The organism is Burkholderia sp. Cy-637, assembly GCF_011753175.1.
Lineage (GTDB): Bacteria > Pseudomonadota > Gammaproteobacteria > Burkholderiales > Burkholderiaceae > Burkholderia > Burkholderia gladioli.
In genome coordinates, this window is sequence record NZ_VWWC01000070.1 from 1 (window position 1) to 18,949 (window position 18,949).

The 18,949-nt window shown below is 67.7% G+C and carries 17 protein-coding genes; 11 read left to right on the forward strand and 6 right to left on the reverse strand.

What is annotated here, in order from left to right; genetic code table 11:
- From F3J10_RS18915 to F3J10_RS18935, 5 genes are all read left to right on the forward strand, one after another.
- The coding region (locus F3J10_RS18915; RefSeq protein ID WP_240155636.1) for a methyl-accepting chemotaxis protein at positions 1 to 451 on the forward strand (451 nt) is incomplete at its 5' end.
- Positions 448 to 975 carry a hypothetical protein gene (locus F3J10_RS18920; protein WP_060005608.1) on the forward strand — a complete coding sequence of 176 codons (528 nt, stop codon included), beginning with the start codon at positions 448 to 450 and terminating at the stop codon, positions 973 to 975. The genes F3J10_RS18915 and F3J10_RS18920, both read left to right, overlap by 4 nt.
- A 40-nt stretch (positions 976 to 1,015) precedes the next feature.
- Positions 1,016 to 1,981, forward strand: coding sequence for a chemotaxis protein CheX (locus F3J10_RS18925; protein WP_025098178.1), 966 nt, complete (start codon positions 1,016 to 1,018; stop codon positions 1,979 to 1,981).
- A 20-nt stretch (positions 1,982 to 2,001) separates the two neighbouring features.
- Positions 2,002 to 2,367, forward strand: a complete 366-nt coding sequence (locus F3J10_RS18930; protein WP_013699147.1) for a response regulator — start codon at positions 2,002 to 2,004, stop codon at positions 2,365 to 2,367.
- 154 nt (positions 2,368 to 2,521) lie between these two features.
- Positions 2,522 to 4,120 (forward strand): multicopper oxidase family protein, encoded by a 1,599-nt coding sequence (locus tag F3J10_RS18935; RefSeq protein WP_167242739.1) that lies wholly within the window; start codon positions 2,522 to 2,524, stop codon positions 4,118 to 4,120.
- A gap of 137 nt (positions 4,121 to 4,257) precedes the next feature.
- On the opposite strand, the gene F3J10_RS18940 is transcribed toward F3J10_RS18935, so the two are convergent.
- The gene (locus tag F3J10_RS18940) at positions 4,258 to 4,461 is read right to left on the reverse strand and encodes a cold-shock protein (RefSeq protein WP_004196460.1); all 204 of its coding nucleotides are present in this window, start codon (positions 4,459 to 4,461) and stop codon (positions 4,258 to 4,260) included.
- Positions 4,462 to 4,992: 531 nt separating this feature from the next.
- On the opposite strand from F3J10_RS18940, the gene clpS reads away from it, so the two are divergent.
- Both clpS and clpA read left to right on the forward strand, forming a co-directional pair.
- Positions 4,993 to 5,307: an ATP-dependent Clp protease adapter ClpS gene (gene clpS / locus F3J10_RS18945; protein ID WP_013699144.1), complete on the forward strand. Its 315-nt coding sequence runs from the start codon at positions 4,993 to 4,995 to the stop codon at positions 5,305 to 5,307.
- Positions 5,304 to 7,601, forward strand: a complete 2,298-nt coding sequence (clpA, locus tag F3J10_RS18950) for an ATP-dependent Clp protease ATP-binding subunit ClpA (protein ID WP_025098176.1) — start codon at positions 5,304 to 5,306, stop codon at positions 7,599 to 7,601. The genes clpS and clpA overlap by 4 nt, the downstream gene beginning before the upstream one ends.
- A gap of 99 nt (positions 7,602 to 7,700) precedes the next feature.
- Here the strand turns inward: clpA and dut are convergent, their stop codons facing one another.
- The 5 genes from dut to F3J10_RS18975 form a co-directional block, all read right to left on the reverse strand.
- A complete protein-coding gene (gene dut, locus F3J10_RS18955; protein WP_167242740.1) occupies positions 7,701 to 8,147 on the reverse strand; it encodes a dUTP diphosphatase in 447 nt (148 codons plus the stop codon).
- 80 nt (positions 8,148 to 8,227) lie between these two features.
- Entirely contained in the window at positions 8,228 to 9,439 is a 1,212-nt protein-coding gene (gene coaBC / locus F3J10_RS18960) for a bifunctional phosphopantothenoylcysteine decarboxylase/phosphopantothenate--cysteine ligase CoaBC (RefSeq protein ID WP_167242741.1), read from the reverse strand.
- A 100-nt stretch (positions 9,440 to 9,539) separates the two neighbouring features.
- Complete coding sequence (gene lspA / locus F3J10_RS18965; RefSeq protein ID WP_013699140.1) at positions 9,540 to 10,040, reverse strand: signal peptidase II; 501 nt, start codon at positions 10,038 to 10,040, stop codon at positions 9,540 to 9,542.
- Between the two features lie 2 nt (positions 10,041 to 10,042).
- The gene (ileS, locus tag F3J10_RS18970) at positions 10,043 to 12,880 is read right to left on the reverse strand and encodes an isoleucine--tRNA ligase (RefSeq protein WP_166913651.1); all 2,838 of its coding nucleotides are present in this window, start codon (positions 12,878 to 12,880) and stop codon (positions 10,043 to 10,045) included.
- Positions 12,881 to 12,976: 96 nt separating this feature from the next.
- Positions 12,977 to 13,972, reverse strand: a complete 996-nt coding sequence (locus F3J10_RS18975; RefSeq protein WP_345791222.1) for a bifunctional riboflavin kinase/FAD synthetase — start codon at positions 13,970 to 13,972, stop codon at positions 12,977 to 12,979.
- A gap of 154 nt (positions 13,973 to 14,126) precedes the next feature.
- Here F3J10_RS18975 and purN point away from each other — a divergent pair, with 154 nt between their 5' ends.
- The 4 genes from purN to F3J10_RS18995 all read left to right on the forward strand — a co-directional run bounded on the left by purN (position 14,127) and on the right by F3J10_RS18995 (position 18,944).
- A complete protein-coding gene (purN, locus tag F3J10_RS18980; RefSeq protein ID WP_013699137.1) occupies positions 14,127 to 14,786 on the forward strand; it encodes a phosphoribosylglycinamide formyltransferase in 660 nt (219 codons plus the stop codon).
- Positions 14,783 to 16,162: an RsmB/NOP family class I SAM-dependent RNA methyltransferase gene (locus tag F3J10_RS18985; protein ID WP_167242742.1), complete on the forward strand. Its 1,380-nt coding sequence runs from the start codon at positions 14,783 to 14,785 to the stop codon at positions 16,160 to 16,162. Before purN ends, F3J10_RS18985 begins: the two co-directional genes overlap by 4 nt.
- Before the next feature lie 14 nt (positions 16,163 to 16,176).
- Entirely contained in the window at positions 16,177 to 17,526 is a 1,350-nt protein-coding gene (locus F3J10_RS18990) for a mechanosensitive ion channel domain-containing protein (protein WP_167242743.1), read from the forward strand.
- A 221-nt stretch (positions 17,527 to 17,747) separates the two neighbouring features.
- Entirely contained in the window at positions 17,748 to 18,944 is a 1,197-nt protein-coding gene (locus F3J10_RS18995; protein ID WP_025098169.1) for a fatty acid desaturase, read from the forward strand.
- Positions 18,945 to 18,949 lie beyond the last annotated feature (5 nt).

Sequence of the window (18,949 nt, forward strand, 5' to 3'; positions counted from 1 at the left end):
CGTGCAGGAGCGCGATGCCGCCGCCGCCCTGGCCGCGCGGATCGCCGCCGAGGCGGCGCGCCTGCGCGGGCTGGCCGGCACCTTCGAGCGCTGGCACGAGCAGATGATCTCGTTGATGACGCAGAACCAGGACATGCACGCGAAGAACCGCGAGCTGTCCTCGATCGTCGCGCACGTGCTGATCGTCTCGCTGAACGCCTCGATCGAGGCGGCGCGCGCGGGCACCGCCGGGCGCGGCTTCTCGATCGTCGCCAGCGAGGTGCGCTCGCTGGCCTCGCGCTCGCAGGAGCTCTCGAAGAGCTACCAGGACAGCCTGAACCGCAACGACCTGGTGACCACCGCGACCTTCCAGGACATCCAGGCCGGCGGCAAGATGATCACCGCCTCGCTCGGCAATGTCGATGCGCTGGCCACCCAGTTGCGCGGCCAGCTCGAACGGAGCGCCGCGTGATCGGATCGAATGCGATCGAGAGCTTCGAGCGGATCTTCTTCGGCGCGGCGCGCGCGCGGCTGGCCGGCGACGGCGCCTGCCAGATCGTGCCGCGCGAGGCGCCCGATGCCGGGCGCGGGGTGGAGGCGGTGGTGCTGACGATCTCCTCGCTGAGCTTCCGGCTGCTGCTGTTGCTGCACTACCGCGACGACGACGCGACGCGCGCCCACTACGTCGGCGCCGCCGCCCAGCGCAGCCTGCGCGAGGCGATCCTGGAGGTGGCCAATCTCTGCTGCGGCGCGATCAACCAGGCGCTGGTCGAGCATTTTCCCGATCTCGGCATGTCCACGCCCTACCGGCTGAACGGCGCGAGCGCCGCGCACCTGGCCGAACTGAAACCCGATCACCTGGCCGCCTACGACCTGAGCCTCGGCGAGGGCGTGAAGCTCGGCGCGACGCTGTGCGTGTGCGCCAACGCGCCGATCGATTTCGTCGCCGACATGCTCGATGTCGACGCGGGCGCAGGCGAGCTCGAACTGTTTTGAACGACGAACCACCGCGAACGAACTCGCGGCAGGAGAAGCCATGACGACCCACGATACGCCCGTCAGCAAGGTGCTGGTGCTCGACGACAGCGACACGCATCTCGATGCGATCCGGCAGTTCTGCGACGAGCACCACCTGGTCGGGCTCAAGGCGCGCCGCAACCGCCTGCTGAAGGTGCTGCGCTCGAACATCGACCTCGGCGCGGTGCTGCTGGCGGCCGACTACGGCGGCTCGGCCGACGAGGCCGCCGCGGTGGCCGCGCAGATCGACGCGCTGCGCCCCGAGCTGCCGATCATCGTGCGCCGCGCCGACGGCAGCGACGAGGCGAGCCTGCCCGACGCGCTGCGTCGCGTGGCCTGCGCCAGCTACGCGCTGCCCGACCTCGAGCCGCTGCGCCGCGCGGTGGACGAGTACCTGTTCAGCCTGGCCTATCCGAACGCGCTGGTGCGCGGCATCGAGGAGATCACCGAGGCGCGCCTGGGCACCATGTTCCGCGGCATGAGCATCGAGTGCGAGACGCCCTGCATCGTGCGCGACCAGATCATCTACGGCGAGGTGTTCAGCCTGATCGCGCTGGAGAGCGCCTGGTGCCGCGGCTACATGATGCTGCAGGCCGACGAGCAGCCGATGCTGGACTTCGTCGCGGCGATGCACCCGGACGAGCGCGCGCCCGATTTCCGCGACCTCAACGGCGTGCTCGGCGAGTTGACCAACCTGGTCTGGGGCGCCTTCAAGGACCGCTTCCTCGGTAGCAGCAACGGCATGCCGGCGAGCAGCACGGTGCAGGTGCCGCTGCTCGTCAATCACAAGCAGAAGTACATCTCCTTCGGGTCCGAGAACCCGCAGCTCTGCTTCAAGTATCGGGTGACCGACGATGCGTCGGGCCGCACCGTGACCCTCCATCAGCGCTTCGTGTTCAGCCTGCAATGGTCGCCGGAATCGTTCGACGACAGCGCGCAGGCGGTGGGCGAGATGGTCGAGGCGGGCGAGCTCGACTGGTTTTGAGTGACAAACGGAAAACAGACATGGCAAAGATTCTGGTGGTGGACGATTCGAGCACGGTGCGCGACGAAGTCGCGGGCTTCCTGCGCAAGAACGGGCTGGAGGTCGAGACGGCCGTCGACGGCAAGGACGGCCTCACGAAGCTCAAGGGCAGCCCGGGCATCAAGCTGGTGGTCAGCGACGTCAACATGCCGAACATGGACGGCTTGACGATGGTCGAGAAGATCCGCGGCGAGCTCGGCAACGCGGCCGTCAACGTGGTGATGCTGACCACCGAGAGCAGCCCGGCCATGAAGGAACGCGGCAAGGCCGCCGGCGTGCGCGGCTGGATCGTCAAGCCGTTCCGCGGCGAGGCGGTGCTCGAGACCTTCCGCAAGCTGGCGAGCTGAGGCGACGTCGGGGCCGCCGCGTGAGCAGCGGGCTCCGCGCGAGCGCGAGCGGGATCGCGGCTTGCGTCCGCGAGGTTTCGCGTTTGCGATGGCGCTGCTTGCGCGGCGCGCGTCTGGTGTATCGTCATCGCTTCGCTGACTCGGGATTCGATCGATGATACGCAGGCAATTCCTGCGCCGCGCGCTAGGCGCGGCAGCCACGCTGGCCTTCGCCCGCGCCGCGTTCGCTCAGTCGCACGCGATGCACGGCATGGCGGGCATGGACGACATGAAGGGCATGGCCGGCATGCACGACGCGCCGGCTCCCGAAGCCTCGGCCGCGCCCGACATGGAACTGGCGGCGGCCGACGCGCTGCCCGGCGGCGCGCCGCTCGCCCCTCTGCGCGTGCTCGCCAACCAGAGCGACACGCCGGGCCGTTTCAGCGCCACGCTGGTCGCCCAGCCGGTGGCGCGCCAATTGCTGCCGGGCGCCGCGCCCACGCCGATGTGGCTGTATGGCGATGCCGCGCAGGGTTCGGTCGCCGGCCCGCTGATCGAGCTGCGCGAGGGTGACCAGGTGGAAATCCGCGTCGTCAACCGCCTGCCGCAACCGACCACCATGCACTGGCACGGCCTGCCGGTGCCGCCCGACCAGGATGGCAACCCGCTCGCGCTGATCGAGCCGGGCGCATCGCGCATCTACCGCTTCGCGCTGCCGAAGGGCTGCGCCGGCACCTACTGGTATCACCCGCATCCTCACGACATGACGGCCGAGCAGGTGTTCCGCGGCCTGGCCGGCCCGATCGTGGTGCGCGCCGCCGACGATCCGCTGGCCGGCTGGCCCGAGCGGCAACTGTTCGTCTCCGACCTCAAGCTGGCCTCGGACGGCACCATTCCGCCGAACGACATGATGGACTGGATGAACGGCCGCGAAGGGCAGTTCGCGCTGGTCAACGGCGCGCGCCTGCCGCGCATCGATGTCGCGCAGGACGAACGTTGGCGCGTCTGGAACGCCAGCAGCGCGCGCTACCTGAACCTGTCCTTCGACGACGGTCGTGCCTTCGAGCAGGTCGGCACCGACGGCGGCCTGCTGGAGCGCTCGCGCAGCGTAAGCGCCCTGCTGCTCGCGCCGGGCGAGCGCGCCGAATTGCTGGTGCGCGCCGGCGATCGGCCCGCAAAGGCCATGCTGCGGGCAGGGACTTACGATCGCAGCAAGATGGCGATGGCCATGTCCGAGGACGACGAACCCTCGCTGCCGGCGGACCCGCCGCTGCCGCTGGCCGAGGTGGGGTTCTCGCCAGCCGCGGCCCGCGCGGTGCCGGCCACGCTGCGCTCGGTGCCGCCGCTGGGCGCGCCGGTGGCGCGCAAGACCGTCACGTTCGGCGAAGCGATGGACATGAATGCGATGATGGCCTCGAAGCCGGGGTCGCGCCCCGCCGGCATGCGCTTCATGGTGAACGGGCAGAGCTGGTCGCCGCATCGCGCCACGCTCACCAGCCGACGCGGCGACGTCGAATTGTGGAGTATTGCGAACAATACGGACATGGATCATCCATTCCACCTGCACGGCACACAATTCCAGGTGGTCGAGCGCGAGTATCGCGGCCGGCGCACGGCGGAGCCTTACCGCGCGTGGCGCGATACCGTGAACGTGAGGAAGGGCGAGACGGTGCGGATCGCGACGGTCCAGCACGAGGCGGGCGAGCGTATGTTCCACTGCCATATCCTCGAGCACGAGGACCTCGGCATGATGGGCACGCTGAAGGTGGTGTGATCGCGCGACTAGAAGAGACTGTCGGTCTCAGGCGAGGCCGACGGAAAGCGCGCAGGAAAATGCATAAAAAAGGCGCCAGCAAAGGCACAAAAAAAACCCGGCTCGGAGCCGGGTTTTTTATCGAGAATCCAATGCGCTCAGGCTGCCTGGATGTTCGAAGCCTGCTTGCCCTTCGGGCCTTGGACGACCTCGAAGCTCACCTTCTGGCCTTCCTTCAGGGTCTTGAAACCCTGCATGTTGATAGCCGAGAAATGTGCAAACAGATCTTCGCCGCCTTCGTCGGGCGTGATGAAGCCGAAGCCCTTCGCGTCATTGAACCATTTGACAATACCAGTTGCCATACCTACTTCCCCTGTCACTCAGTCGTTACCACGAGCACGCTCGAAAAGCTAAACGACCGGCAAATGCAGCCGTTCCCCCCTCACAAGCTCACCTCGGCCCATTCTCCGTCGTCAAAAAAGACAGATTGAAAAAAGTGCCAGCTTGATTGTTGGCGCTCTTTATTTGAGTGTCAAGGGGAATTTGTCGGTGGTTTGGGGGCCGTTGTAAAGAACCCATTTTCAGGGTTTATCCCGCTTTCCACTGTCATACGGGTGCCAAGCGAGGGTGCTTGAAAAGCCCCATAATCGGCCCATATAGCATGCTCGGGCGTCAGGCCTTCGAGCTTGGCGGGAATATGGGATACTCGATCCACGCGTCGCGACACCGGGCTGCCTGCCGGGTTGCGGACACCTTCGGAAGTCGGCGCCGCGAGCCGGTTTTCGCGGCGTGCGAGTGGCGCGAGTCTGTGAGCATGCAGGCTAAACGGTGCCGGCCGCAAGGCTGGTTTATGACAGGATTGCGGGCCTGTCCGAGTTGTTTAGAATGGGTGTATGGCGATTATCCCGGACAAGCAGGACAACACCGTCCTGGAACGCAGCGAGCAGAAGCTGAAGCCGCCTTCGATGTACAAGGTGGTGCTGCTGAACGACGATTTCACCCCGATGGAATTCGTCGTCATGGTGGTGCAGGAGTACTTCAAGAAGGATCGCGAGACCGCGACGCAGATCATGCTCAAGGTCCATCGCGAGGGGCGGGGGGTATGTGGGGTCTATACGCGGGACATCGCGTCGACCAAAGTTGAGCAAGTCGTTACCCATGCGCGGCAGGCAGGGCATCCGCTGCAGTGCGTGATGGAGGAAGCATGATTGCCCAGGAATTGGAAGTCAGCCTGCACATGGCGTTCATGGAAGCGCGCCAGGCGCGGCACGAGTTCATTACAGTCGAACACCTGTTGCTGGCGCTGCTCGACAACCCGACCGCGGCCGAAGTGCTGCGCGCCTGCGCGGCCAATATCGAGGACCTGCGCCAGAACCTGCGCAACTTCATCCACGACAACACACCCACGGTGCCGGGCACCGAGGACGTCGACACCCAGCCGACGCTCGGTTTCCAGCGCGTGATCCAGCGCGCGATCATGCACGTGCAATCCACCTCGAACGGCAAGAAGGAAGTGACGGGCGCGAACGTGCTCGTGGCGATCTTCGGCGAGAAGGATTCGCACGCGGTGTACTACCTGCAGCAGCAGGGCGTCACGCGCCTGGACGTGGTGAACTTCATTTCCCACGGCATCGCGAAGACGGGTAGCGCGGACGCGGCCAAGGCCGGCGACGGCGCACCCGAATCGGAAGACGCGAACGCGCAGAAGGAAACCCCGCTCGCGCAGTTCACGCAGAACCTGAACCAGATGGCCAAGGACGGTCGCATCGATCCGCTGATCGGCCGCGAGACCGAGGTCGAGCGCGTGGTGCAGGTGCTCTGCCGCCGTCGCAAGAACAATCCGCTGCTGGTCGGCGAAGCCGGCGTCGGCAAGACCGCGATCGCCGAGGGCCTGGCCTGGCGCATCACGCGCGGCGAGGTGCCGGACATCCTGGCCAATGCCCAGGTGTTCTCGCTCGACATGGGCGCGCTGCTGGCGGGCACCAAGTACCGCGGCGATTTCGAGCAACGCCTGAAGACGGTGCTCAAGGAACTGAAGGAACGTCCGCACGCGATCCTCTTCATCGACGAGATCCACACGCTGATCGGCGCCGGCGCCGCCTCGGGCGGCACGCTCGATGCGTCGAACCTGCTCAAGCCGGCGCTGTCCTCGGGCAACCTGAAGTGCATCGGCGCGACCACCTTCACCGAATACCGCGGCATCTTCGAGAAGGACGCGGCGCTGTCGCGGCGCTTCCAGAAGGTCGACGTCAACGAGCCTTCGGTCGAGCAGACGGTGGCGATCCTGCGCGGGCTCAAGTCGCGCTTCGAGGAGCACCACGGCGTGAAGTATTCGTCGGGCGCGCTGTCGGCCGCCGCCGAATTGTCGGCACGCTTCATCACCGATCGTCACCTGCCGGACAAGGCGATCGACGTGATCGACGAAGCGGGCGCGGCGCAGCGGATCCTGCCGAAGTCGAAGCAGAAGAAGACCATCGGCAAGTCCGAGATCGAGGAAATCATCTCGAAGATCGCGCGCGTCCCGCCGCAAAGCGTGTCGCAGGACGATCGCAGCAAGCTGCAGACGCTCGATCGTGACCTGAAGAGCGTGGTGTTCGGCCAGGACCCGGCGATCGACGCGCTGGCCGCCGCCATCAAGATGGCGCGTGCCGGCCTCGGCAAGCTCGACAAGCCGATCGGCGCCTTCCTGTTCTCGGGCCCGACCGGCGTCGGCAAGACCGAGGTGGCGCGGCAGCTCGCGTTCACGCTCGGCATCGAGTTGATCCGCTTCGACATGTCCGAGTACATGGAGCGTCACGCGGTCAGCCGCCTGATCGGCGCGCCGCCCGGTTATGTCGGTTTCGACCAGGGCGGCCTGCTGACCGAGGCCGTCACCAAGAAGCCGCATTGCGTGCTGCTGCTCGACGAAATCGAGAAGGCGCATCCGGACATCTTCAACGTGCTGCTGCAGGTGATGGACCACGGCACGCTGACCGACAACAACGGCCGCAAGGCGGATTTCCGCAACGTCATCATCATCATGACGACCAACGCGGGCGCCGAGTCGATGCAGAAGGGCACCATCGGCTTCACCACGCGTCGCGAGGTCGGTGACGAGATGTCGGAGATCAAGCGCTTCTTCACGCCGGAGTTCCGCAACCGCCTGGACGCGACGATCAGCTTCCGCTCGCTCGATGAGGAAATCATCATGCGCGTGGTCGACAAGTTCCTGATCCAGCTCGAGGACCAGCTCCACGAGAAGAAGGTCGATGCGCTGTTCACCGACGCGCTGCGCAAGTACCTGTCGAAGAACGGCTTCGATCCGCTGATGGGCGCGCGCCCGATGCAGCGCCTGATCCAGGACACGATCCGTCGCGCGCTGGCCGACGAACTGCTGTTCGGCAAGCTCGTCAACGGCGGCCGCGTGACGGTCGACGTCGACGAGAACAACACCGTGCAGTTGTCCTTCGACAATTCGGCCGAACCGCCGAAGCCGAGCGAGGAAACGGTCGAAGTGGAGTGAGGCGCGAAGCTTCGGCCACGGCGCCATGAAAAAACGGCGCGGGATGCGAATCCCGCGCCGTTTTCTTTTGTGTGCCTTGCCGACGAATCGGCAGGCGGTTTACTGGCGGCCGGTGCTGCCGAAACCACCTTCGCCGCGCTCGCTCTGCGCGAAATCCTCGACGATATTGAAGCTGGCCTGCACCACCGGCACGATCACCAACTGGGCCAGGCGCTCGAACGGATTCAGCACGAATTCGCTCTGCCCGCGGTTCCAGGTCGAGACCATCAGCTGGCCCTGGTAGTCGGAATCGATCAGGCCGACCAGGTTGCCGAGCACGATGCCGTGCTTGTGGCCGAGGCCCGAGCGCGGCAGGATCAGCGCCGCGTAGCCGGGGTCGGCCACGTGGATCGCCAGGCCCGTCGGCACCAGGGCGGTGTCGCCCGGCTTCAGCGTGATCGGCGCGTCCAGGCAGGCGCGCAGGTCGAGGCCCGCGCTGCCCGGCGTGGCGTAGTTCGGCAGGTAGTCGCGCATGCGCGAGTCGAGGATCTTCAGGTCGAGTTTCATCCGGCAGGTCGCTGGCAAGAAGTCTGGAAGGAAGCGCCGGGCGGCCCGTTTCGCAGGCGGGCGCCCGGCAGGGGATTGCGTCAGATCAGGCGCGTATCGGGCAGGCGCTTCGCGATCTCCTCGATCAGCGTGTGCGCGAGCGTGGCCTTGGCCGCACGCGGCAGGCGCGTGGTGCCGGCGGCCTCGAACAGCACCACCTCGTTGTCGTCGAGGCCGAAGGTCAAGGGGCCGAGGTTGCCGATCAGGAGCGGCACCTGCTTGCGGCGGCGCTTCTCCTCGCCATGCACCTCGAGGTCGCCGCTCTCGGCCGCGAAACCCACGCAGTAGGGCGCGTCGGGCAAGGCGGCCACGCTGGCCAGGATGTCCGGGTTCTCGACGAACTCGAGCACAGGCATCTTGCGATCGGCGGTCTTCTTGATCTTGTGCGCGGCCGGCTGCGCGACGCGCCAGTCGGCCACCGCGGCCACCGCGATGAACAGGTCCGCGTCGGGCACCGCATGCATCACCGCGTCGTGCATCTGCTGGGCGGTCTGCACGTCCTGGCGATAGACGCCCCAGGGCGTGGCCAGGTGGACCGGCCCCGCCACCAGATGCACCTCGGCGCCGGCCTGCTGGGCCGCGCGCGCCAGCGCGAAACCCATCTTGCCGCTGGACAGGTTGGTCAGGCCGCGCACCGGGTCGAGCGGCTCGAAGGTCGGGCCGGCGGTGATCAGCACGCGCTTGTGGGCGAGCCGCTTGGGCCGGAAGTGCGAGACGATCGCCTCGTAGATGGCCGCCGGCTCCAGCATGCGGCCGTCGCCGACCTCGCCGCAGGCTTGCGCGCCCGAATCGGGCCCCAGCACCGAGATGCCGTCGGCGCGCAGTTGCGCGGCATTGCGCTGGGTGGCCGGGTTCTGCCACATCTGGCGATTCATCGCCGGCACCACCAGCAGCGGGCAGTCGCGCGCGATGCACAGCGTCGAGAGCAGGTCGTCGGCGAAACCGTGGGCGAGCTTGGCGATGAAGTCGGTCGAGGCCGGCGCGATCAGGATCGCGTCGGCTTCGCGCGACAGGTCGATATGCGCCATGTTGTTGTCGACGCGCGCATCCCACTGGCTGGTGTAGACCGGCCGCCCCGACAGCGCCTGCATGGTCACCGGCGTGATGAACTGGGTGGCCGCCTCGGTCATGGCGATCTGCACGCTCGCACCGGCCTTGGTCAGCAGGCGCGTGAGCTCGGCGATCTTGTAGCAGGCGATGCCGCCCGTCAGGCCGACGACGAGGTGTTTTCCTGCGAGTTCCTGGTGTTCCAACTGGACCTCCGCGAATGAAACGGGCCGGCGCCCCAAGGCCCGGCCCCCGTAATTTACCGCGCGGCGCCTGCCGACGCTCGCGCGCCGGCGTTGGCCGGCTTCAGCGCGTGCCGCGCACGCGGCGCAGCTCGTCGTAGATCAGCAGGATCGCGCCGATGGTGATCGCCGAATCGGCCAGGTTGAAGGCGGGCCAGTGCCAGCCGCCGACGTGGAAATCGAGGAAGTCGATCACGTGGCCGTACATCAGCCGGTCGATCACGTTGCCGAGCGCGCCGCCCAGGATCAGGGCCAGCGACAGGCTGAACAGGCGCTGATGGCCGTGGCGCTTGAGCAGGTAGCAGATCACCAGGGTCGCGCCGATGCCCAGCGCCGTGAAGGCCCAGCGCTGCCAGCCGCTGGCGGCCGACAGGAAGCCGAAGGCCGCGCCGCGGTTGTAGACCAGCACCAGGTTGAAGAAGCCGGTCAGCGCATGCATCGCGCCGTAGCTGAAGGTCTTCAGCACCGCGATCTTCGAGAGCTGGTCGAACAGGATCACGATCAGCGAAATGCCCAGCCACGGCGCGAGCGCGCCGCCAGTGGATTTCGACAGGGTTTTCGCCATGGTTATGCAGCGCTCCGGGTTTCGCCGTTTTCAAAGAGGTTGGAGAAGCAGCGGCCGCACAGCGTCGGGTGCTCCGCGTGCGCGCCCACGTCGGCGCGGTAATGCCAGCAGCGCTCGCACTTCTGGTAGGTCGAGGCGGCCACCTCGACCGCTTCGTCGGCTTCCGAGGCCACCTCGGTGACGGTGGCCGCCGAGGTGATCAGCACGAACTTAAGATCCTCGCCGAGGCTCGCGAGCGCCGCGTGGCGCGCGCCGCTCGCGCGGATCTCGACCTCGGCCTGCAGCGAGGAGCCGATCCGGTTCGCGCTGCGCGCTTCCTCCAGCGCCTTGGTCACGTCCGCGCGCACTGCGCGCAGCAGCGTCCACTTGTCGAGCAGGGCGGCCGCGCCGTCGATCTCGGGGTAAGCGTAGTAGGTTTCCGTGAAGATCGTCTCGCTGGCCGGCTGGAATACCTTCCAGGCTTCCTCGGCGGTGAACGAGAGGAAGGGCGCGAGCACCCGCAGCAGGCCCTGCGTGACGTGGTAGAGCGCGGTCTGCGCCGAGCGGCGCGCCGGCGAGGCGGGCGCGCTGGTGTAGAGCCGGTCCTTCAGCACGTCGAGGTAGAAACCGCCGAGATCCTCCGAGCAGTAGGTCTGCAGCTTCGCCACGATCGGGTGGAACTCGTACTTCTCGTAGTGCGCGAGCAGCTCGGTCTGCAACTGGGCCGAGAAGGCGATCGCGTAGCGGTCGATCTCGAGCCATTCGGCGGCCGGCAGCGCGTCCTTCGCGTAGTCGAAGTCCGACAGGTTGGCGAGCAGGAAGCGCAGCGTGTTGCGGATCCGGCGATAGCCCTCGGTGACGCGCTTGAGGATTTCCTCGGAGATCGCCAGCTCGCCCGAGTAATCGGTCGAGGCGATCCACAGGCGCACGATTTCCGCGCCCAGGCGGTTCGAGACCTCATGCGGGTCGATGCCGTTGCCGAGCGACTTGCTCATCTTGCGGCCTTCGCCGTCGACCGTGAAGCCGTGCGTGAGCAGGCCCTTGTAGGGCGCGCGGCCGTCGATCATCGAGGCCGTCAGCAGCGAGGAGTGGAACCAGCCGCGATGCTGGTCCGAGCCTTCCAGGTAGAGGTCGGCCGGGAACTGCAGCGCGTCCTTGTGCGAGCCGCGCAGCACGTGCCAATGCGTGGTGCCCGAATCGAACCAGACGTCGAGCGTGTCGCGGTTCTTCTCGTAGAGGTTGGCCTCGTCGCCGAGCAGCTCGCGCGCGTCCAGCGTCTGCCAGGCCTCGATGCCGCCGGCCTCGACGCGCTTGGCCACTTCCTCGAGCAGCTCCAGCGTGCGCGGATGCAGCTCGCCGGTTTCCTTGTGGACGAAGAAGGCCATCGGCACGCCCCACTGGCGCTGGCGCGACAGCGTCCAGTCCGGCCGGTTGGCGATCATGCTGTACAGGCGCTGCTTGCCCCAGGCGGGGTAGAAGGCGGTGTCCTCGACGCCCTGCAGCGCGACTTCGCGCAGCGTGCGGCCGCCGTCGTTGGGTTGAGTATCCATGCCGGCGAACCATTGCGAGGTCGCGCGGTAGATGATCGCCGACTTGTGGCGCCAGCAGTGCATGTAGCTGTGGGTGTACTTCTCGCTGCGCAGCAGGGTGCCGGCGGCTTGCAGCGCCTCGACCACCTTCGGGTTCGCGTCCCAGATCTGCAGGCCGCCGAACAGCGGCAGCGATTCGATGTAGCGGCCGTCGCCCATCACCGGGTTGATGATGTCGGCGTCGCTCATGCCGTGCGCCTTGCAGGAGACGAAGTCCTCCACGCCGTAGGCGGGCGAGGAGTGGACGATGCCGGTGCCGGTGTCGGTGGTGACGTAGTCGCCGAGGTAGATCGGCGAGCTGCGCTGGTAGCCCGGATGCGAGCCGGCCAGCGGGTGGTGGAAGCGCAGGCCCGAGAGCTTCGCGCCGGGCGCGGTGGCGATCACCTTGCCGCTCAGCTTGAAGGCTTCCAGGCAGGCGGCCACGCGTTCCTCGGCGAGGATCAGCAGGCCGCGCGGGGTGTCGACCAGCGCGTAGACGATTTCCGGGTGCGCGTTGAGCGCCTGGTTGGCGGGGATCGTCCAGGGCGTGGTGGTCCAGATCACGATGCCGCCGTCGGCGCGCGGCAGCGCCGGCAGGCCGAAGGCCTGGGCGGTGCGCTCCGGTTCGGCGAACGGGAACATCACGTCGATGGTCGGATCGGTGCGGTCCTTGTACTCGACCTCGGCCTCGGCCAGCGCCGAGCCGCAGTCGAAGCACCAGTTGACCGGTTTCAGGCCGCGATAGACGAAGCCCTTCTCGATGATCTTGCCGAGCGCGCGCAACTCCTCCGCCTCGTTCTGGAAGTTCATCGTCTTGTACGGGTTCTTCCAGTCGCCGAGCACGCCCAGCCGCTTGAAGCCCACCTTCTGCTTCTCGATCTGCTCGGTGGCGTAGGCGCGCGCCTTCTTCTGCACCTCGGCGGCCGGCAGCGACTTGCCGAACTGCTTCTCGATCTGGATCTCGATCGGCATGCCGTGGCAGTCCCAGCCCGGCACGTAGGGCGCGTCGAAGCCGGCCATGTTGCGCGACTTGACGACGATGTCCTTGAGGATCTTGTTGACCGCGTGGCCGAGGTGGATGTCGCCGTTCGCGTAGGGCGGGCCGTCGTGCAGGATGAACTTCGGGCGGCCGGCGCTGGCCGCGCGGATCTTCTCGTAGAGGCCGCGATCCTCCCAGTCCTGCACCCACTGGGGCTCGCGCTTGGGCAGGTCGCCGCGCATCGGGAACGGCGTGTCGAGCAGGTTGACCGGATACTTGGCCTGCGGTTTGGAGTCGGCTTTCTTGTTGCTCATGTCGGGAATCGCTATCTCGTTCGGGGACGCTCGCGCGTCGTGATCGGGGGACGGGCGCCGTGGCGGCGCGGCGGGCGCCTGGCGCGCCCGGACGGGTCAGCTAATTCGGTCGGTCGCCGAGGTGGCGAAGCCGGTGGCGCGGCCGCCGGGCGGCACGCCGTGCGCGGCGAAATAGGCGCGCGTGTCGACCACGTCCTGCGCGATCGCGCGGGTCAGCGTCTCGAGGTCGATGAACTTGGCCTCGTCGCGAAGCTTCTTCAGGAACTCGACGCGCACCAGCTTGCCGTAGGCATCGCCGTGCCAGTCGAGGATGTGCACCTCGAGCAGCACGCGGCCGGCGTCGACCACGGTGGGCCGCACGCCGAGGCTGGCCACCGCCGGCAGCGGCGCCTCGCCCAGGCCGTGCACCAGCACCACGAAGATGCCCGACAGCGCCGGGCGCTTGTGCGCGATCGACAGGTTCAGGGTCGGGAAGCCGAGGTCGCGGCCGAGCTTGAGTCCGTGCGCGACGTGGCCGCTGATCGCGTAGCCGTGTCCGAGCGCCTGCTTGGCCGCGTCAAGGTCGCCCGCGGCCAGCGAGGCGCGCACGCCCGAGCTCGAGATGCGCGCGCCGTTGGGCGCGGCCAGCGTGGCCATCTGCTCGACGTCGAAGCCATGGCGCGCGCCGGCTTCCTGCAGCGAGGCGAAATTGCCGGCGCGCTTGGCGCCGTAGCGGAAATCGTCGCCGACGATCATCCAGCGCGTGTGCAGGCCGTTGACCAGGGTCTGCTCGACGAAGGCCTCGGGCGCCTGGTTGGCGAAGGTATGGTTGAAGTGCTCGACCACCACCCGGTCCACGCCGTTCTCGCGCAGCGCCTCGAGCTTGTCGCGCAGCATCGCGATCCGGGGCGGGGCGCCGGCCGGATTGAAGAACTCGCGCGGGTGCGGCTCGAAGGTCATCACGCAGACCGGCAGCCCGCGCGCGTCCGCCGCCGCGCGCACGCGCGCGAGCAGGGCCTGATGGCCACGGTGGACACCGTCGAAATTACCGATCGTCAGCGCGCACGGGGCGCGGCTCTCGGCGTTGGGCAGGCCGCGAAAGACTTTCACGATAGCGGGTTGGCAGCGGGCTCGATGAAGACTAGGGAACCGAAATACGGCACAAACGGGGCGGGCGGATGCCGCAAAGCACAAGATTATAAACGGTTCGGGGCGATGGGCGGCTCGGCGGCCGGGAAACGGTGGTCCCGAATGCTAAAATCCGCGGATGAAAAATCTTGTCATCCTGATTTCAGGCCGCGGCAGCAACATGGAGGCCATCGTCGACGCCTGCGCGCGCGACGCCTGGCCGGCCCGCGTGGCCGCCGTGATCGCGAACCGGCCCGATGCGGCCGGTTTGTCGTTCGCGGCCGAGCGCGGGATCGCGACGGCCGTCGTCGACCATCGCGAGCACGACGGCCGCGAGGCCTTCGACGCCGCGCTGGCCGCCGAGATCGAGCGCTTCGCGCCCGACCTGGTGGTGCTGGCCGGCTTCATGCGGATCCTCACGCCCGGCTTCGTGTCGCGTTTCGAGGGCCGGATGCTGAACGTCCATCCCTCGCTGCTGCCCAGTTTCAAGGGCATGCGCACGCACGAGGCGGCGCTGGCCGCCGGCGTGGCCCTGCACGGCGCCACCGTGCATTTCGTGATTCCGGAGCTCGACAGCGGCGCGATCGTCGCGCAGGCGGCGGTGCCGGTGCGCGAGGGCGACACGCCCGAGACGCTGGCCGCGCGCGTGCTCGAGGCCGAGCATGTGCTCTATCCGCGCGCGGTGCGCTGGTTCGTCGAGGGGCAATTGCGGCTCGAGGCGGGGCGCGCGGTGCTGGCCGACGGCACCTGCCGCTGGCTGGTCGCGGATGACAACAACAAACAGGGTGAGGGTGTATGAAGCTGCATGGTTTTCTGATTGGCCAGACCGAGACGCTGCTCGGCGACGTACTGAAATTCGCGGGCCCGGCCGACGCGACCACGAGCCGGTTCTTCCGCGCGCATCCCAAGCTCGGCCATGCCGAGCGCGGCGTGATCGCCGAGGCGGTGTTCGCGGTGCTGCGCCGGAAGATGGAATACGCGCACCTGGCCGAGAGCGGCACCGGCACGCCGGCGCGCCGCCTGACCCTGCTGGGGCTGATGCAGACGGCGGGCCGCTCGGCGCTCAAGCCCCATGTGTCCGAGGCCGAATGGTCCTGGCTCGACCACGTCGCCAAGATCGACCCGGCCAGCCTGCCGCTGCGGGTGCGCACCAACCTGCCCGACTGGATCCACCAGGCGCTGTCGCAGCGCTTCGATGCCGACGGGCTCGCGCAGTTCGCGGCCGCGGTCAACTACCCGGCGCCGCTGGACCTGCGCGTGAACGTGCAGAAGGCCACCCGCGACCAGGTGCTCGACGCGCTCAAGGCTTCCGGCATCGAGGCCGGCGAGACCCCGTTCGCGCCGAACGGCGTGCGCGTGATCGGCAAGCCGGCCCTGACCAAGCTGTCGATCTTCCAGGACGGCCTGATCGAGGTGCAGGACGAGGGCAGCCAGCTGCTCTGCTCGCTGATGGCGCCGCGCCGCGGCGAGATGGTGGTCGACTTCTGCGCCGGCGCGGGCGGCAAGACCCTGGCGCTGGGCGCGGCGATGCGCTCGACCGGGCGCCTCTATGCCTTCGACGTGTCCGAGAAGCGCCTGGCCAAGCTCAAGCCGCGCCTGGCGCGCAGCGGGCTGTCCAACGTCAACCCGGTGCTGATCGACAGCGAGCACGACGCCAAGATCAAGCGGCTGGCCGGCAAGATCGACCGCGTGCTGGTCGACGCGCCCTGCAGCGGGCTGGGCACGCTGCGCCGCAATCCCGACCTCAAGTGGCGCCAGACGCGCGACTCGATCGAGGAACTCGCGCCCAAGCAGGGCTCGATCCTCGCCAGCGCCGCGCGCCTGGTGAAGCCGGGCGGCCGCCTGGTCTACGCGACCTGCAGCGTGCTGGAGGCCGAGAACGAGGCGATCGTCGTGCAGTTCCTCGCCGCGCATCCCGACTTCGTGCTGGTGCCGGCCAACAAGGTGCTGGCCGAGCAGCGCATCGCGCTCGATACCGGCGATTACCTGTCGCTGTGGCCGCATCGCCATGCCACCGACGGCTTCTTCGCGGCCGTGCTGGAGCGGCGCGCGAAACCGGCTAAGCCGGCTGCCGCCAAGGCCGGCGCCGAGGCGGCGGTCCCCGCCGACGCGGCCGAAGCCATCGAAGTCAAGGCCGACGCCGCGGGCGCGGAAGCGGCCAACGAGGCGAACTGATCGCGGGCGGCGCCATGCAGGATCCGCTGCTGTCGAAACGGCTGGCCGGCGTCGCGCGCGACTTCGGCCAGCCGGTGATGATCTGGCAGCTCGCGGTGCTGGCCGGCACGCTCGCGCTGGCCTGGCTGCTGGCGCGCTGGCTGCGTTCGCGCATCGAGGCGCGCCGGCGTGCCGCCGGCCGCGCCCCCGGCACCGGCGCGAGCAGCCTGGACCGGGCGCTGTTCCCGCTGGCCGGCGGCGTGCTGCTGCTGGTCGCGCAGGAGGTCGGCGAGCGCTTCTTCTCCACCTCCCTGCTGCAGCTCGCGCTGGTGCCCCTCTTCGGCATCGCGCTGATCTACCTGCTGTTTTCGGTCGCGCGCCGCGCCTTCGCCCGCGACGGCGATACCCACGCCTGGCTGTCGATCATCGAGAAGCTGGTCTCGGTGCTGGTGTGGGTGGCGATGGTGCTCACCGTGCTCGGCATCCAGCGCGACGTGGTCGATTGGCTCGACGGCGTGCGCTTCCACGTCGGCAGCGCGCACCTGAGCCTGCTTTCGCTGCTGTCGGGCTGCCTGTGGATCTGCGTCACCCTGGTGGTGGCGATGTGGCTCGGCTCGCTGCTGGAGGACCGCCTGTCGCGCGCCGCGACGCTCGACGCCAACCTGAAGGTGGTGCTGTCGCGAGTCGGCCGCGCGCTGCTGGTGGTGGCGGCGGTGCTGATCGGGCTCTCGCTGGTGGGCATCGACGTGACCGTGCTCGGGGTGTTCGGCGGCGCGCTCGGCGTGGGGCTGGGCTTCGGCCTGCAGAAGATCGCCAGCAACTACGTGTCGGGCTTCATCATCCTGCTCGACCGCTCGCTCAGGCTCGGCGACGCGATCGACGTGGGCGGCCTGCAGGGCATCGTCACCCAGATTCGCACTCGCTACACGGTGGTGCGCGGCCTGGACGGCTACGAGAAGCTGATTCCGAACGAGAAGCTGATCACCGACGTGGTGCAGAACCAGTCCTCGTTCCAGACTCGCGGCTACGCCAAGGTGGCGGTGCGCATCGCCTACAGCAGCGACGTGGAGGCGGCGCTGGCGTTGCTGGCCGAGGCGGCCAAGGATGTCGAGCGGGTGCTCGAGGAGCCGGCGCCGGCGCCCTACCTGGTGGGTTTCGGCACCGACGGCATCGAGCTCGAGCTGGGCTTCTGGATCGCCGATGCCGCGCGCGGCACCTCGGGCGTGCGCTCGGCGGTGAATCGCAAGCTGTGGCGGCTGTTCGGCGAGCACGGCATATCGGTGCCGCTGCCGCAGCGCGAGTTGCGCATCGTCGGGCAGGGCCCGGCGGCGAGCGCCGGAAGCGGGGCGAATGGGGCACGATCGGACCCGGCGCCGGGCGCTTGAAACGGCCCTTTTTCCGTTTATCGGGCCGCGAATGGACCGCTTCGCCGGGCTAGTCCGGCGCTGGACCGGAAGCCCCTTGCGCCGTAGCAACAATCATTCATTTTTGACAGTTGCCCGGAACGGATACAGTAAAATTTCGTCTACACGCGGTATGCTTTCATTTTTATGACGTCGGCGCGTGGTCCTGACCGGCGCCGTCTCTGAATTACAGGTAACCTGCCTTGCTGAATTCTGTGCTCGACTTCCTGGCCCACGGGCTGCTGCATTTCTCGTGGTGGCAGATCGTTCTGGCCACGCTTGTGGCCACGCACGTCACGATCGTCGCCGTCACCATCTATCTCCACCGCTGTCAGGCGCATCGCGCGCTCGACCTGCATCCGGCCGTCAGCCATTTCTTCCGGCTGTGGCTGTGGATGTCCACCGGCATGCTGACCGGCCAGTGGGCGGCCATCCACCGCAAGCACCACGCCAAGTGCGAGACCGAAGAGGATCCGCACAGCCCGCAGACGCGCGGCATCTGGAAGGTGCTGCTCGAAGGCGCCGAGCTCTATCGCGCCGAGGCCAAGAACGAGGAAACGCTGCGCAAGTTCAGCCACGGCACGCCGAACGACTGGATCGAGCGCAACGTCTACTCGAAGTACACGATCCTCGGCGTGAGCCTGATGATGGTGATCGACGTCGCGCTGTTCGGCATCGTCGGCCTGTCGGTCTGGGCCGTGCAGATGATCTGGATCCCGTTCTGGGCGGCCGGCGTGGTCAACGGCCTCGCGCACTTCTGGGGCTACCGCAACTTCAACTCGGCCGATGCGAGCACGAACCTGATTCCCTGGGGCATCGTGATCGGCGGCGAGGAAATGCACAACAACCACCACACCTTCGCCACCTCGGCGAAGTTCTCGAACAAGTGGTACGAGTTCGACATCGGCTGGATGTACATCCGCATCCTGTCGGCGTTCAAGCTCGCCAAGGTCAAGAAGATTGCGCCCACGCCGCGCCTCGTTGCACGCAAGGCCGTGGTCGACCAGGAAACGCTGCAGGCCGTGCTGTCGAACCGCTACGAAGTGATGGCGAACTACGGCAAGGCACTGAAGCGCGCCTACCGCCAGGAGCTCGCGCACCTGAAGGAGCTCGGTTCGAGCGAGAAGTACCAACTGCTGCGCGGCGCCCGCTCCTGGTTCCACAAGGACGAAGAGGGCCTGAACGAGCCGCAGAAGCGCCTGCTGCCCGAGATCTTCGCCAACAGCCAGAAGATGCATACCTACTTCCAGCTGCGCCAGGACCTGGCCTCGATGTGGGACCGCTCGAACGCCTCGCGCGAACAGCTGCTGGCCCAATTGCAGGACTGGTGCCATCGTGCCGAACAAAGCGGCATCAAGGCGCTGCAGGAGTTCGCGACGCGTCTGCGCCGCTACGCCTGATCTGA

What these genes read in the sequence shown, in the direction of transcription:
- F3J10_RS18925 (WP_025098178.1), top strand. Translation starts at nt 1,016, where the DNA reads ATGACGACCCACGATACGCCCGTCAGCAAGGTGCTGGTGCTCGACGAC.
- F3J10_RS18930 (WP_013699147.1), top strand. Translation starts at nt 2,002, where the DNA reads ATGGCAAAGATTCTGGTGGTGGACGATTCGAGCACGGTGCGCGACGAA.
- F3J10_RS18935 (WP_167242739.1), top strand. Translation starts at nt 2,522, where the DNA reads ATGATACGCAGGCAATTCCTGCGCCGCGCGCTAGGCGCGGCAGCCACG.
- F3J10_RS18940 (WP_004196460.1), bottom strand. Translation starts at nt 4,461, where the DNA reads ATGGCAACTGGTATTGTCAAATGGTTCAATGACGCGAAGGGCTTCGGC.
- clpS (WP_013699144.1), top strand. Translation starts at nt 4,993, where the DNA reads ATGGCGATTATCCCGGACAAGCAGGACAACACCGTCCTGGAACGCAGC.
- clpA (WP_025098176.1), top strand. Translation starts at nt 5,304, where the DNA reads ATGATTGCCCAGGAATTGGAAGTCAGCCTGCACATGGCGTTCATGGAA.
- dut (WP_167242740.1), bottom strand. Translation starts at nt 8,147, where the DNA reads ATGAAACTCGACCTGAAGATCCTCGACTCGCGCATGCGCGACTACCTG.
- lspA (WP_013699140.1), bottom strand. Translation starts at nt 10,040, where the DNA reads ATGGCGAAAACCCTGTCGAAATCCACTGGCGGCGCGCTCGCGCCGTGG.
- ileS (WP_166913651.1), bottom strand. Translation starts at nt 12,880, where the DNA reads ATGAGCAACAAGAAAGCCGACTCCAAACCGCAGGCCAAGTATCCGGTC.
- purN (WP_013699137.1), top strand. Translation starts at nt 14,127, where the DNA reads ATGAAAAATCTTGTCATCCTGATTTCAGGCCGCGGCAGCAACATGGAG.
- F3J10_RS18985 (WP_167242742.1), top strand. Translation starts at nt 14,783, where the DNA reads ATGAAGCTGCATGGTTTTCTGATTGGCCAGACCGAGACGCTGCTCGGC.
- F3J10_RS18990 (WP_167242743.1), top strand. Translation starts at nt 16,177, where the DNA reads ATGCAGGATCCGCTGCTGTCGAAACGGCTGGCCGGCGTCGCGCGCGAC.